The sequence below is a fragment of the Streptomyces sp. 2-1 genome (assembly GCF_048564895.1).
Lineage (GTDB): Bacteria > Actinomycetota > Actinomycetes > Streptomycetales > Streptomycetaceae > Streptomyces > Streptomyces phaeochromogenes.
The window spans coordinates 4,945,464-4,960,155 of record NZ_CP183383.1 but is presented as its reverse complement, the minus strand read 5'-3'; the positions used below and the strand labels follow the sequence as shown (position 1 = coordinate 4,960,155).

At 69.5% G+C, this 14,692-nt stretch carries 12 protein-coding genes; 8 read left to right on the top strand and 4 right to left on the bottom strand.

From position 1 onward, the window contains the following. On the top strand, nt 1-1,311 hold the full coding sequence (locus ACN20J_RS21820; RefSeq protein ID WP_361903772.1) for an FtsX-like permease family protein: 1,311 nt from the start codon (nt 1-3) through the stop codon (nt 1,309-1,311). 161 nt (nt 1,312-1,472) lie between these two features. On the opposite strand, the gene ACN20J_RS21815 is transcribed toward ACN20J_RS21820, so the two are convergent. Then, nucleotides 1,473-2,219, bottom strand: coding sequence for a transglutaminase domain-containing protein (locus ACN20J_RS21815; protein ID WP_419666574.1), 747 nt, complete (start codon nt 2,217-2,219; stop codon nt 1,473-1,475). A gap of 232 nt (nt 2,220-2,451) precedes the next feature. Here ACN20J_RS21815 and ACN20J_RS21810 point away from each other — a divergent pair, with 232 nt between their 5' ends. Continuing rightward, nucleotides 2,452-3,267, top strand: a complete 816-nt coding sequence (locus ACN20J_RS21810) for an SAM-dependent methyltransferase (protein ID WP_189844894.1) — start codon at nt 2,452-2,454, stop codon at nt 3,265-3,267. Nucleotides 3,268-3,342: 75 nt separating this feature from the next. On the opposite strand, the gene ACN20J_RS21805 is transcribed toward ACN20J_RS21810, so the two are convergent. Continuing rightward, on the bottom strand, nt 3,343-4,842 hold the full coding sequence (locus ACN20J_RS21805) for an MFS transporter (protein ID WP_419666573.1): 1,500 nt from the start codon (nt 4,840-4,842) through the stop codon (nt 3,343-3,345). A gap of 231 nt (nt 4,843-5,073) precedes the next feature. Next, the gene (locus ACN20J_RS21800) at nt 5,074-6,099 is read right to left on the bottom strand and encodes an Lrp/AsnC family transcriptional regulator (RefSeq protein ID WP_190230959.1); all 1,026 of its coding nucleotides are present in this window, start codon (nt 6,097-6,099) and stop codon (nt 5,074-5,076) included. A 115-nt stretch (nt 6,100-6,214) separates the two neighbouring features. Between ACN20J_RS21800 and ACN20J_RS21795 the strand changes: the two genes are divergently transcribed. Continuing rightward, complete coding sequence (locus ACN20J_RS21795) at nt 6,215-7,768, top strand: AbgT family transporter (RefSeq protein WP_419666572.1); 1,554 nt, start codon at nt 6,215-6,217, stop codon at nt 7,766-7,768. A gap of 66 nt (nt 7,769-7,834) precedes the next feature. Continuing rightward, nucleotides 7,835-9,034 (top strand): M20 family metallopeptidase, encoded by a 1,200-nt coding sequence (locus ACN20J_RS21790; protein WP_419666571.1) that lies wholly within the window; start codon nt 7,835-7,837, stop codon nt 9,032-9,034. A 164-nt stretch (nt 9,035-9,198) separates the two neighbouring features. Here ACN20J_RS21790 and ACN20J_RS21785 read toward each other — a convergent pair whose 3' ends face one another. After that, nucleotides 9,199-9,858: a hypothetical protein gene (locus tag ACN20J_RS21785; protein ID WP_189844889.1), complete on the bottom strand. Its 660-nt coding sequence runs from the start codon at nt 9,856-9,858 to the stop codon at nt 9,199-9,201. Between the two features lie 383 nt (nt 9,859-10,241). On the opposite strand from ACN20J_RS21785, the gene hemL reads away from it, so the two are divergent. From hemL to ACN20J_RS21765, 4 genes are all read left to right on the top strand, one after another. Next, nucleotides 10,242-11,633, top strand: a complete 1,392-nt coding sequence (hemL, locus tag ACN20J_RS21780) for a glutamate-1-semialdehyde 2,1-aminomutase (RefSeq protein WP_246575491.1) — start codon at nt 10,242-10,244, stop codon at nt 11,631-11,633. Further along, complete coding sequence (locus tag ACN20J_RS21775) at nt 11,630-12,304, top strand: histidine phosphatase family protein (RefSeq protein ID WP_055611091.1); 675 nt, start codon at nt 11,630-11,632, stop codon at nt 12,302-12,304. Before hemL ends, ACN20J_RS21775 begins: the two co-directional genes overlap by 4 nt. A 300-nt stretch (nt 12,305-12,604) precedes the next feature. After that, nucleotides 12,605-13,897 carry a hypothetical protein gene (locus tag ACN20J_RS21770; protein WP_419666570.1) on the top strand — a complete coding sequence of 431 codons (1,293 nt, stop codon included), beginning with the start codon at nt 12,605-12,607 and terminating at the stop codon, nt 13,895-13,897. 101 nt (nt 13,898-13,998) lie between these two features. Continuing rightward, the gene (locus ACN20J_RS21765; protein ID WP_189844886.1) at nt 13,999-14,688 is read left to right on the top strand and encodes a TlpA family protein disulfide reductase; all 690 of its coding nucleotides are present in this window, start codon (nt 13,999-14,001) and stop codon (nt 14,686-14,688) included. Nucleotides 14,689-14,692 lie beyond the last annotated feature (4 nt).

The window sequence follows — 14,692 nt, the reverse complement described above, 5'->3', positions numbered from 1 at the left end:
ATGTTCGCTCTGGCCCTGCGCTCCATCCGCCGGCGCCCCGGTCGTTTCGGCGCGACGCTGCTGTCCGCCTTCCTGGGCGCGGCGATCATCATGACCTTCAACTCGATGCACGACACGGCCGGCGCCAAGGGCGTCGACGCCACCAGCGCGGAGAGCCTCTCCACCGCGGCGGGCGTCGTCGGCGGCTACGGCACCCTCCTGGTGTTCTTCGCCGTCGCCTCCACCCTGACGGTGAACGTCCGTCAACGCTCCGCCGAGATCGAGCTGTTGCGCTGCTCCGGCGCGACCCCCGCACAGATCAAGCGGATGGTCGTGGGGGAGTCGGTGGCCGTCGCCCTGGTGGGCGCACTGCTGGCGATCGGTCCCGCGATGCTCGGCGGACGGCTGCTGCTCGACCTCTTCCAGGACAGCGGGCAGGTCGCCGAGTCCGTCGACTACACCTTCGGAACGGTCGCGCTGCTCTCCGGCATCGACATCACGGTCCTCGCGGCGGCGGGCGCGGCGTTCCTCGCGGTCCGCCGGGCCACCCGGAAGACCGGCCCCCGCGGCAGGGGACGGACGTTCTTCGTCCGCGCCGCCCTGGTCCTCGGCAGCCTGTCGGTCTGCTCCACCTTCGCGTTCTCCTCGACCGCCGCCGCGCTGATGGCACCGGCCGCGTACGGCGCGATCCTGCTCGCGGTCGGCTTCGCACTGCTCTCGCCGAAGCTGCTGAGGGCCCTGCTCGACCGGCTTCCGCCGACGGGCCCGAGCGGCTATCTCGCCGTACGCACCATGCGGGAGCGTGCCGCGCAGCTGTCCGGGGTCCTCATGCCGTTGATCCTCTTCACCGGCATGGCGACGGCGACCCTCTACATGCAGGCCGTCGAGAACGACGCCATCGACGCCTCCGGAGTCCCGAAGTCCATCGACGCCAAGAACCTCGAGACCCTGAACCTCGTGGTCGTCGGCATCATCGTGGTCTTCTCCTGCATCATGCTGATCAACTCGCTGTACGCGGCGACGACCTACCGCCGCCGGGAGTTCGGCCAGCAGCGGCTCGCGGGGGCGACGCCGGGTCAGGTCCTCGGCATGATCGGCATCGAGTCCCTCGTCCTCACGGTGACGGGTGTCTTCTTCGGCACGGCCGCCGGGCTCGCCGGGATCATCCCCTTCACGATGGTCCGCACGGACTCCGTCCTCCCGGAGGGAGGACTGGGCATCTGGTTCGGGATCGTGGGGGTCGCGGGGGCGGCGGTGTTCGTGACCAGCCTGGTCACAGCTCGGCGCGCGCTGCGGACACCGGCGGTCGGGGCGGTTTCGCTGGCCGCTTGAGCCGTGGCTTGTTCGACGGGTGCGGGTGGGTGGGGTGCTGGTGCGCAGTTCCCCGCGCCCCTTAAAGGCAGGGGGCTACCTGTTCTTTAAGGGGCGCGGGGAACCGCGCACTCAGCCCCCACCCACCCGCACGCGATGAGTCACGTGCACACCGGAGACATTCAGGAGCCCGCACTCCACCGCCCCAGCACCGGCTCGGACACCGCGCGCGCCGCGAAGCACAACGTCTGGCCGTGCTGCGCGAAGAGCGCATCGCGGGAGTCGAAGTGGCCGAGGTCCGTCCGGACCTGGGCCGACAGATCGCAGCCCCCACCCGCGCCGCCGCAGGCAGTCGCACCACCCCAGTCGACGGTCGTACGGGCCACGGCGTCGAAGAGGGTCTCGCCACCCCGGTTGGTGAACCCGCCGTCGCCGCCCTTCCCGAACAGCTCGCCGATAGGCACCCACGCGCCCTCCAGCCGGAACTCCGGCCAGGCCAGCAGCACCTGCTCGGGCACCAGCGGCTTCAGCCGGGGGAACCGCGGATACCAGAAGACGCCGTCGACGAGCAGGCCCCGTACCCGCGTACGGATGCCCACGGCACGGGCGACCGCCTCAAGGACCGCAATCCGCTGACTGCACGAACCGCGCCCCAGCCGCAGTGTCGTCGAGACCCGCCGCCGGTCCTCCACGGAGTACACCGGCCGGATCTCCCGCGCGACGATCCCGTGCGCCACGCGCAGCGTCTCGGACGCGGAGGCCCGCTCCCGGACCCGGTTCACCAGGGCGGTGACACCCGGATCCGTCCAGTCCAGGATCTCGGTGGCCCGCGTCGAACCCCGTACCTCCGGTGGCCGGGCCACCCGCCGTACGTCCGACCGGGCAGCGCGTCCGGCGCTCCGGTACGGCATCAGCAACCGGCTGGTCATGGTCGCCCACCCCCGCATCTCTCCACGACTTCCGCCATCATCACACGCCCCGTCGGGCGGTCCGGCGGGCAGTGCACGGCCGTGCGACCGCCCCGCGCGCCACCGCGGTACCAGGGGTGGCACACGAAGTGCGAAATGCCGTACGTATCTTGGAGATTGGACCTTGATCGGTGAATCTTGAACCTTATGTTTGTGCGTGTCCGTACACGCCTTGGATGAGAAGACGGTGCCCATGACCGACCACGAGAGCTCGACCGGCCCGGCGGCGAGGCAGAGAATCGACACCTCCGTGCCGCACTCGGCGCGGATCTGGAACTACTGGCTGGGTGGCAAGGACAACTACCCCGTGGACGAGGAGGCCGGCGACGCGTACACCGCCGTCTTCCCCGGCATCGTGACGATCGCCCGCAGCAGCCGAGCCTTCCTCGGCCGCAGCATCCGTCATCTGGTGGAGGAGGCGGGCGTCCGGCAGTTCCTGGACGTCGGTACGGGCCTGCCGACCGTGGACAACACCCACGAGGTCGCCCAGCGCATCGCGCCGGAGTCCAGGATCGTCTACGTCGACAACGACCCGCTGGTCCTCGCCCACGCGCGCGTCCTGCTGACCTCGTCGAAGGAGGGGGCCACCGACTACGTGGACTCCAGCCTCTACGAGCCGGACCTCATCCTGGCGGAGGCCGCCCGGACCCTGGACCTCTCCCGCCCGACCGCCCTGATCCTCAGCGGCATCCTCGGCCACGTCGCGGACTACGACCGGGCCCGCACCCTCGTCAGCGCCCTCGTGGACGGCCTCCCGTCGGGCAGCTACCTGTGCATCAACGACGGCTCCCGCGGCACCGACCCGGCGTACGAGGCGGCCCAGGACGGCTACAACGAGACCGGCGCGGTCCCGTACTTCCTGCGTCCCGTCTCCCAGATCGAGGCGTTCTTCGAGGGCCTCGAACTCGTCGAGCCCGGGGTCGTCTCGGTCCCGCTCTGGCACCCGGAGAAGTCGGACACGGCCCCGACGCCGATCGGCCAGCACGGCGGACTGGGCCGCAAGCCCTGACCGCATCCCGTACGAACCCAGGCGGTCGCCTCCCGTGGGAGGCGACCGCCTGGGTGCTTGAAAGGCCCGGAGGCGTTACGACTTCACTCCGGCCACCTCCGTGACCTCGGCCTGACCGCTGTCGTCCGTGTCCCCGGCCGGGGACACGGCCTGCGCGGCGGTCCGCTGCCGCGGCAGGAACGCGGCGAGAACCAGCGCCAGCAGCGCCGCACCCGCACCGATCGCCATGACCACCTTGAAGCCGTTCTCGGAGGGCAGCGCGGACGAGCCGAAGTCCGTGGTCATCTGCGCCAGTACGACACCGGCGACGGCGCTCGCGAAGGACGTACCGATGGACCGCATCAGGGTGTTGAGGCTGTTGGCGGCGGCCGTCTCGGACGCGGGCACGGCCCCCATGATCAGCGCGGGCATCGCACCGTAGGCGAAGCCGACACCGGCGCCGATGATGCAGGAGACCAGGATGAGGTGCCAGACCTCGGACATCAGCAGGATGTTGAGGCTGTAGCCGACGGCGACGATGACGGCACCCGTCATCAGGGTGATCTTCGGACCCTTGGTCTTGGTGATCGCGGCGGAGACCGGCGCCATCGCCATCATCACCAGACCCTGCGGGGCCAGCACCAGGCCGACGGTCATCATGGACTTGCCGAGGCCGTAACCGGTCTGCTCGGGCAGCTGGAGCAGCTGCGGAAGCACCAGCGACATCGCGAACATCGAGAAGCCGAACGCGATCGAGGCGAGGTTGGTGAACAGCACCTGCCGGCGGGCGGTGGTCCGCAGATCCACCAGCGGCTGGGACGTACGCAGCTCGTAGAAGCCCCACGCCACCAGCACGACGGCCGCGACGGCGAACAGGCCGAGCGTCGTGCCGCTGCCCCAGCCCCAGTCGGCGCCCTTGGAGATGGCCAGCAGCAGGGAGACCAGTGCGGCCGACAGACCGAGTGAGCCGACCAGGTCGAAGCGTCCGCCGGTCCGCACCTTCGACTCGGGCACGATCGTCAGGACGAGTACGAAGGCGACGGCACCGAGTACCGCGGAGACCCAGAACAGCACGTGCCAGTCGTAGTTGTCGGCGATGAACGCGGCGGACGGCAGCCCCAGCGCGCCGCCCACACCCAGCGAGGCGCTCATCATCGCGGTGGAGCCGGCGAGCCGCTCGGAGGGCAGTACGTCACGCATGACGCTGATGCCGAGCGGGACGACACCGGCCGCCAGGCCCTGCAGCACCCGGCCGACGATCATCGGGACCAGTGAGTCGCTGAACGCGGCCACCACCGAGCCGCTCACCAGCAGGACGATGCTGACCAGCAGCATCCGCCGCTTGCCGAACATGTCGCCCAGGCGCCCGACGACCGGGGTCGCGACTGCGGCGGCCAGCAGGGTGGCGGTCACCGCCCAGGCGGCGTTCGACGCCGAGGCGTCCAGGTACTTCGGCAGCTCCGGGACGATCGGGATCACCAGGGTCTGCATCAGCGAGACGACGATTCCGGCGAAGGCCAGGACCGCCACCACGGCGTTCGACCTGGGCGGGGCGGAATCCCCGACCTCACCGGATCGGACAAGGGCGTCGGACATCGTGCTGCCTCCGTCGGAAGGGGATGGCTGATTTGCTTGACTTACTCAACGATATGCAGGATTGATTGACTTACGCAAGTGGATTCGGGCGATGGTGGCGCAAAGACAGGGCAAAGGGGGCGGGGGAAGGGGGAGTGCTTGATGGCGCCCGGTGTCGGCCGGTGCCGCCTGGTGGTGCCTGGTGCCGGCCGGTGTCTCGGGTGCCTCAGGTGTCTCGGTGTCTTCGGCGCCTCAGAGCAGCGTCGGTGCGTGGAACGTGCCGAGGCCCGAGGTGAGGTCGCGGTCCAGCCAGTAGCGGCGCGGTTCGGCGAGCATGACGTCGACGCTGACGCCGAGGATGCCGGGGATCCGGGCGAGTTCGTTGTCGATGAAGAGCGCCAGGGCGGAGCGGTCGGTGACCAGGCCGGTGGCGAGGACGGACATGTCGCTGGCCACGTGGGCGGCGAGCCGGGTCTGGGGGAGCCGGTCGATGCGGCGCATGACGTCGGGGGTCTCGCCGGGCGCGATCCGCAGGCGGAGTACGAAGGGGGTCTGGAAGCCCAGCCAGTCCGACACGATCTCCAGGCGTGGTTTGACCCACTGTTCGTCGAGGACTCGGCGGACGACCCGGTGTGCGGTGGAGGTGGCCAGGCCCGCGGCCCGGCCGATGCTCGCGGCGGAGGCCCGGCTGTCCTGGAGCAGCTGGGCGACGACGGTGCGTTCGGCCTCGCTGAGGGGCTTGGCGGGGGGCGTCGCGGTGGCGGTGCCCTCGACGCGGGTGCCGGTGAGTTCGAGCAGGCCGGCCCGTTCGGTCTCGGTCAGGAACTGCGGGTCCCAGGTGATGCCCCGGCGCAGGGTGCTGAGCGCGGGCAGGGCCTTGACGCGGCGGACGCCGGGGACGGAGAACATCCGGTCGATCGCCTCGCTGGTGGCCGTGTCGGAGGGGGCGTGCACGACGGCGTAGAGCGGGTAGTCGCCCGAGATCTGTGCCAGGAGCTGGAGGTGGGGCAGGCCCCGGAGGCGGTCCAGGACGGCCAGCGGGGTCTCGCCGGTGATGTCCAGGAAGACATGGACCGGCATCGCCGTGGAGTGCATGCCCCAGTCGGCCTGTCCGATCACGCGGACCATCCGGGCCTCGTGCAGCCGGTCGTAACGGCGCTTCAGGGTGCCGGCGTCGGCGGACAGGATCGCGCCGATGTCGTCCCAGGTGGCCCGGGGTGCCAGGTGGAGTGCCCCGATGAGGCGCCGGTCGAGCTCGTCGAGGAGAGGGCGGGTCATAGCGCCCCACCTTAGACTGCCGATTAATCCCACCGTTACATCCAGGGTATAGAGAATCTCTCATCTGAATGCCATTGTTCGCGGGAACATCCCTCAAATGCACGAAGAGGTACCGATGAGTGCCACCTCTGCCCAGCCACAGCCGACCGAGCCCCGGTCGAGAGCCCTGCGTGCCGCGTTCCGGAGTTTCGCGGCGATCGAGAAGGTCGGGAACAGACTCCCCAACCCGTTCTGGCTGTTCTGGATCCTCGCGGGGGTCGTCGCCGTCCTCAGTGCCGTGCTGGCGGCGATCGGTGTCAGCGCCGTCCACCCCGGCACGCACGAGACCATCGACGTGCAGAACCTGCTCAGCAAGGCCGGCCTCACCATGGCCGTCGAGGGCGCCGTCGAGAACTTCGCGGCCTTCCCTCCGCTGGCCACCATCCTCACCGTGATGTTCGGCATCGCCGTCGCCGAGCGGAGCGGACTGTTCTCCGCCCTGCTGCGCCGCATGGTCGCGCGGGTGCCGGGCAAGTACCTGACCTTCGCGCTGTCGATGACGGCCATGGTCAGCCATGTCGCCGGTGACGCCGCATACGTCACGCTCATCCCGCTCGGCGCCCTGGTCTTCCGTGCGGCGGGCCGCAGTCCCGTGCTCGGCTGCGTCGTCGCCTACGTCTCGATCGCCGCCGGTTACGACGCCTCTCCGTCGCTCACCACGACCGACGTACTGCTGTCCGGGATCTCCACGGCTGCCGCCCACACCATCGACGCGGACTACGTCGTCACCCCGGTGGCCAACTACTTCTTCGGGCTCGGCTCGTCGGTCCTGGTGGCCCTGGTGATCACCCTCGTCGTCGACAAGGTCCTCGCCCGCCGCGCGGACCTGGAGCCCGACGAGCCGGTCGCCGCGCTCGACGCCGACGAGCTGGAGGAGATCGAGGTCACCGAGCAGCAGCGCCGCGCGTTGCGCGTGACCGGACTGGTCGCCCTCGGCTTCGTCGCGTTCCTGGCGGTGGCCATGATCCCCGCGTCCTCACCGCTGCGCGGCGAGGGCGGCGGCATCGTCGAATCCCCGCTGATCGGCGGGATGGCGCTCGTCCTGGGCGTGTTCTTCGCCGTGCTCGGCACGGTCTACGGGCGGATGACGGGGAGCTTCTCCGCCGCCGGAGACATCATCACCGCGATGGTCGACGGCACCCGTTCGATGGCGCCGATCCTCGTCCTGTTCTTCGCGATCTCCCAGTTCCTCGCGTACTTCAAGTGGACGAACATCGGCAACATCCTCGCCGTCAAGGGCGCGGAGACGCTGCGCGAACTGGACATGGACGGCTGGACCGTACTGGTCGGCATCGCCGTGCTGATCACCTTCATGAACCTCGTCATCACCAGCGGCTCCGCGCTGTGGGCCCTGGCCGCGCCCGTCCTTATACCCATGCTGATGCTCATCGGCATCGAGCCCGAGACGACCCAGGCCGTCTACCGCGTCGCCGACTCGGTCACCAACTGCGTCACCCCGATGAGCCCGTACTTCGTGATGGCCCTGGGCTTCATCCAGCAGTACCGGAAGTCCGCGGGCATCGGCACGCTGGCCTCCTTCACGATCCCGATCGCCGCCGTCGTCTGGGTCGTCTGGGTCGCGTTCTTCGTGGCCTGGTACCTGCTGGGCATCCCTTTCGGCGTCGGCTGACCGCACCCTCCGCCACCGGACCCTCGCCGAGGACCGCCGCCCCACCTCCGTAAGAGAAAGAAGACGATGACCGCATCACCCGCAGCTGCAGCCGCCGCCGCCCTCACCACCCGAGCCCAGGAGGTGTCCCCGCGGATCGTCGACGACATCCTGACCCTCGTACGCCAGGAGACCAGCAGCTACGACCTTCCCGGCCTGGCAACCGGCCTGGACCTCCTGCGCGAACTGACCGTCCAGCGGCTCGGGCGGCCGGACCACGAGCACCGCTACCCGGGCGGCGAGTGCGGGGACACGCTGACGCTGACGTACGCCGGTACCGGGGCGGGCGCTGGGCACGTCCTGCTCGTCGGCCACTACGACACCGTGTGGCCGACCGGGACGCTCGCAGGATGGGAGCAGCCGGGGGCGTCCGAGGACGGGCGGGAGAAGCTCGGCGGGCCGGGCATCTTCGACATGAAGACCGGCCTGGCCCAGGGGATCTGGGCCCTGAAACTGGCCCGGGAGAGCGGCGCGCCCCTGCCCACAGTCACCTTCCTCTTCAACGGCGACGAGGAGATCGGTTCCCTGTCCTCGCGGCCGGTGATCGAGGAGGTCGCGCAGAAGGCCGACGTCACGCTGGTGCTGGAGCCGACCGCCCACGGCGCGGTCAAGACGGCCCGCAAGGGCACCGGCATCTTCCAGGTCACCGCCACGGGCGTCGAGGCGCACGCAGGGCTAGCGCCGCAGGACGGGGCGAGCGCGATCACCGCGCTGTCGGAGTTCGTGGTCGCCGCGGCGAAGGTCGCCGCGCCCGACCGGGGCACCACGATCAACACCGGCCTCTTCAAGGGCGGTTCGGCGATCAACGTAGTCGCCGGGCAGGCCACCGCCGGCGTGGACATCCGGGTCAGCAGCGAGGCCGAACAGACCCGTGTGGATGAGGAGCTGGACGCCATCAAGGTGAGCGACCCCCGCGTCCGCATCGAGATCGACCACGCCTGGAACCGCCCCCCGATGACCCTCAACGCCGCCTCCGCCCCACTCCTGGCCCTCGCCCGCGAGGTCGCCCGCGAACAGGGCCGCGACTCCCTCCCCGACACCGCCGTCGGCGGCGCCAGCGACGCCAACTTCGTCGCCGCCCTCGGCCTCCCGGTCCTCTGCGGAATGGGCGCGGTCGGCGACGGCGCCCACGCCCAGGGCGAGTTCATCTACCCGGACACGGTGCCGGCTCAGACGGCGTTGGTGGCGGGGGTGCTCGGCCACCTGACGCATCCGCTGCGCGGCTGAGGGCGGCAGCGGCACACACTTACGGGCGGGGGCGTCTCAGAGCCCTCGCCCGGACTCATGTGCTTCCAAGGGGGGCGGCCGCACGACGGCCCCTCCCAGAACACGACGAGGGCGGAGCCCGAAAGCTCCGCCCGATTCGCAGAAACCCGGGTCAGGGGGTCAGGTCAGGGCCACACCAAGCAGTACGGCTGGTGCCCAGCCTCGTGCAGTCGGTGGGAGAAGTCCTGCCACTCGTGCAGCAGCTGGTACACGTTGTACGCGTCCCGCGGGCCGCCGCGGTCCGGGACCGTGGACCAGATGAAGGCGGCCGCGCCGACGGCCTCCTCGCCGATGCCGCGGAGGGGGTCGACGACGGTCATGGGGAGCTTGACGACGGCGTAGTCGGGGTGGAGGACGACGAGTTCCAGCGGGGGCACCTTGTGCAGCGGTATGCCCTCTATGCCGGTGAGGACCATCGCGGCCATCGTCTCCGGCTTGATCTTGGTGAACATGCCGTTCATGCCGAGCTCGTCGCCGCCGAGTTCTTCGGGCCTCATGGAGATCGGAACGCGTGCGGCGGTCGCGCCGTCCGGGGCTCCGAAGTATTTGTACGTCACCCCCACCCGGCCACCATTCCCGCTTCCTGCCCTGAGCTGGTCCGCCCCGCGGTCTGTGTAGTCCATACCGTCCATACGGCTGGACGGGTCGTTCCGCTCAGGTTCGCCCTGCGATCCCTGTGCCTGACGTGTCTCGGCCGCTTCCGCCTCGCGTCGGTGCTTCCCCCGCCGGGCACGCCGAGGACCCAGGTCATCGGTCCCCTCGCCCAGTCCGCCACCGCGATGCATATCTCCACCCGACTGCTTTTCTAAGGCGCGCGACCCCCGCCACGCAACCCGATCATCGTGAGAGTGACCTCCCCCACGACCGCCCGCCGAAACGTGCGTTGAAACACTTGTCCGTCGCCGTGGACCGACCCCACGCGTGTGAAGTCAACTATCCCCGAGAACGGCACCTTCAGGGAGTCTAGGTAGTTCGCGCTCGCGGTGACCAACGAAGAGTGGAGCGGCGCGCGGTATCGCGTCACAGCAGGGTATACCGTTCCCGAGCCGATTAGCAGATATCGGTGAAATCGGGCATCCGGAGTGGAGGGTTCGGGCGGGAGCCCCTCGTGGTCGGAGACCCCGGGGCAGAGCCGGAGCCACCCGCCCCTGGCCGTACGCTGAAGTACATGGCAGAGGCGAACAACATCTCCGGCGGTGCGTCCCCCGAGGTGCCTGAGGTACCCGAGGTACCTGAGGCGGGGGAGGCCGTCCCTTATCCCTATGAGGCGCCGGTCTCGCAGACCCTTTTCGACCGTGCGGCGGCCGTCACGCCCGGTGGCGTGAACTCTCCCGTCCGCGCGTTCCGGGCCGTGGGCGGTACGCCCCGGTTCATGGTGTCCGGCAGCGGTCCCTACCTGACGGACGCCGACGGGAGGGAGTACGTGGACCTGGTCTGTTCCTGGGGGCCGATGATCCTCGGCCATTCCCGTCCCGAGGTGATCGCGGCGGTCCAGGAGGCCGTCTCCCGAGGCACCTCCTTCGGCACGCCGGGGGAGGGCGAGGTCGCGCTCGCCGAGGAGATGGTCGCTCGGATCGAGCCCCTGGAGCAGGTGCGGCTCGTGTCCAGCGGGACCGAGGCCACCATGTCCGCGATCCGGCTGGCCCGCGGGTTCACCGGCCGCGCCAAGGTCGTGAAGTTCGCCGGCTGCTACCACGGGCACGTGGACGCGCTGCTCGCCGCGGCCGGCTCCGGCGTCGCCACCTTCGGGCTGCCCGACACCCCGGGCGTCACCGGCGCCCAGGCCGGGGACACCATCGTCCTGCCGTACAACGATCTCGACGCCGTGCGCGAGGCCTTCCGGGCCCATCCCGGTGAGATCGCCTGCGTGATCACCGAGGCCTCGCCCGGGAACATGGGCGTCGTGCCGCCCGGGCCCGGGTTCAACCAGGGGCTCAAGGACATCTGTGCCGAGGGCGGCGCGCTGTTCATCTCCGACGAGGTCATGACCGGCTTCCGGACCAGCAAAGCCGGCTGGTACGGCGTCGACGGCGTCACCCCCGACCTCATGACCTTCGGCAAGGTCATGGGAGGCGGCTTCCCGGCCGCCGCGTTCGGCGGGCGGCGGGACGTCATGGCGTACCTCGCGCCCGCGGGTCCCGTCTACCAGGCCGGCACCCTGTCCGGGAACCCGGTCGCGACCGCCGCCGGGCTCGCGCAGCTGCGGCTGCTCGACGACGCCGCGTACGTGAAGGTCGACGCGGTGTCCGAGCAGATCCGTACGCTCGTCACGGACGCCCTCACCAAGGAAGGTGTGGTGCACCGGCTGCAGAACGCGTCCAACATGTTCTCCGTCTTCTTCACCGAGGCGGACGTACGTAATTACGAGGACGCGAAGGCGCAGGAGTCGTACCGCTTCACCGCCTTCTTCCACTCGATGCTGGCGCAGGGTGTGTACCTGCCGCCGTCCTCGTTCGAGTCCTGGTTCGTGTCGACGGCGCACGACGAACGGGCGGTTCAGCGGATCGCCGACGCCCTTCCGGCGGCGGCACGGGCAGCAGCGGAGGCCACGGCAGCATGAGTGACATCACCGTCGTACACGTGATGAGGCACGGCGAGGTCGCGAACCCGGACGGGGTTCTGTACGGGCGGCTCCCGGGCTACCGCCTGTCCGAGCTCGGGCAGCAGATGGCCGAGCGGGTCGCCGAGCACCTCGCCTCGCGGGACATCACCCATGTCGTCTCCTCGCCGCTGGAGCGAGCGCAGGAGACGGCCACGCCGATCGCCAAGTCGCACGGCCTCGAGCTCGCGACCGACGGCCGGCTGATCGAGGCCGAGAACATTTTCCAGGGCAAGACCTTCGGCGTCGGGGACGGTGCGCTGCGCCGGCCCGAGAACTGGAAACACCTCGTCAACCCGTTCAAGCCGTCCTGGGGCGAGCCGTACGTGGACCAGGTCGTACGGATGATGGGGGCGCTCGATGCCGCCAAGGACGCGGCTCGAGGGCATGAGGCCGTGTGCGTCAGCCATCAGCTGCCGATCTGGATCGTGCGGTCCTATGTGGAGCGGCGGCGGTTGTGGCACGACCCGCGGAAGCGGCAGTGCACGTTGGCGTCGTTGACGACCTTCACGTACCAGGGCGACAAGATCGTGTCCGTCGGCTACAGCGAGCCCGCGCGGGATCTTGTGCCCGCGCATCTCCTCGCAGGGGCCAAGCCGGTGAAGGGCAAGTCCAAGGCCTTCGGGGCGTAAGCACTCCGTGCATCGGCCGGTATGTGATGTGCGGGTCGGTGGGGGCTTGTCGCGCCCCGCGGCGGAGCCGCAAATGTCACAGCCCCGCGCCCCTCTGAGGCGCGCCGGTCCCTGGCCCCTTGAAAAAGTCGCCCTGCTGAGACGGGGAATCGGTCTGTTGCGTTCCGGTGTGTCCGTTACAGGTTCATCTTCGGATAGTCACCGAAATATGTGCGTGTGACCGGGAACCCCCGTCTTCGTCGTGCCCTCTAACCCGGTGTCCATTCGACATGGGCACAGGGCACGACGAATGGGGACGGAATGCGCGACATCAGCCGAAGGGGAGCGCTGGGGCTCGGGGTCGGGGCCGCGGCCGCGATGGGACTCGCGGGCTGCGGTACCGCACTGGGAGACGGCTCCGACGGGGTCGGGGGTTCCGGAAACCGTGGCAACGGCGGAAACAAGCGTGGCGACCACCCCGTACGCCCCATCGGTGACGGTTCCACCTCCTTCACCGGGAAGCAGCCGAAGCAGCCCGGTAAGCCCCGTCGTCTCGAACCCGGCGAGACCCCGCCGCAGTTCGTCGTCTTTTCCTGGGACGGCGCGGGTGACGTCGGCAACGGCCTCTTCGAGCGATTCCTGAAACTCTCCGAAGAGCACGACGCGAGCATGACGTTCTTTCTCTCCGGCCTCTATCTGCTGCCCGAGTCGAAAAAGCGCAAGTACCTCCCGCCGAACAACGCGCCGGGCGCGTCCGACATCGGTTATCTGACGGACGACCACATCAAGTCGACGCTGAAGAACGTCCGGCGGGCCTGGCTCGACGGCCACGAGATAGGCACGCACTTCAACGGCCACTTCTGCGGCGGCAGCGGCACGGTCGGCAACTGGACGCCCGCCCAGTGGAAGAGCGAGATAGCCCAGGCGAAGTCCTTCGTGAAGGAATGGCGTACGAACACGGGCTGGAGCGAGGCCGAGGTGCCCGCGCTGCCCTTCGACTACGAGAAGGAACTCATCGGCGGCCGCACGCCCTGTCTGCTCGGCCAGAGCAACCTGCTGCCCACCGCCCGCGAGCTCGGCTGGCGCTACGACGCCTCCTCGCCCGGCGGCACCCAGGTCTGGCCCAGGAAGAACGGCGGCCTCTGGGACCTGCCGCTCCAGGCGATCCCCTTCCCCGGCCACACCTTCGAGGTCCTCTCGATGGACTACAACATCCTCGCCAACCAGTCGGTCAACTCGACGCAGGCGCCGCCCGCCAACTACCCGGCCTGGCGCGAGCAGGCGACCAAGTCGTACATAGCTGGCTTCAAGCGGGCATACGAGACGAATCGCGCCCCCTTCTTCATCGGCAACCACTTCGAGGAGTGGAACGGCGGCATCTACATGGATGCCGTGGAGGGCGCGCTGAAGCACATCGCCGGCAAGAAGGACGTACGCCTGGTGTCGTTCCGCCAGTTCGTGGACTGGCTCGACGCGCAGGACCCGGCCGTCCTGGAGAAGCTGCGGTCGCTCGGCGTGGGGCAGGAACCGGCCGGTGGCTGGAACGGGTTCCTCGGCGATGTCGGCACGAACTCCGCGAACAGGTCGGAGAAGGGCTCGGACAAGGCCGCCTGACGGCCACCGGGACCAGTGCCCGAAATGGCGTCTGACGTGCGGGTTTCCGCCTGCGAGGGGGGTGGGCAAGATCCTCGGAACGGACATGCGAAACTTTTCACATGAGTGCCGCCAGCCGCGCCCCCCAGCGCTCGATCCGGACCCCTCAGCGCACGAACCGTACGAACCGGGCCCACGGCCGTAGTCGCAGCCAGAGCCGCAGCCGTAGTCATGGCCGCGCCGTCCTGCTGACCGGCGGGGCCGTCGTCGCGGCGCTGCTGCTGTCCGCGTGCGGTTCCGGGGGCAAGTCCGGAGGGGCAGGCAACACCGGCTTCGTCACCGGCTCCGACGGCATCGCGACGGTGAAGCAGGGCAGCCGGGTCGCGGCTCCCGAACTCTCGGGCAAGACCATCGACGGCAAGCAGCTCGACGTCGCCGACTACAAGGGCAAGATCGTCGTCTTGAACGTCTGGGGCTCCTGGTGCGGCCCGTGCCGCCTGGAGGCGAAGAACTTCGTCAAGGTCTCCGAGGACCTCAAGGACCAGGGCGTGCAGTTCGTCGGCATCAACACCCGCGACACCAGCACCAGTCCGGCGATCGCCTTCGAGAAGGCGCACGGCGTCACGTACCCGAGCCTGTACGACCCGACGGGCAAGCTGATGCTCCGCTTCAAGAAGGGCACGCTCAACCCGCAGACGATCCCCTCCACGCTCGTCCTCGACCGGGACGGCAAGGTCGCCTCCCGCTCGCTGTCGGCGCTCAGCGAGGCGAGCCTGCGCAAGATGCTCAAGCCGATCCTCGCGGAGAAGTGACGGC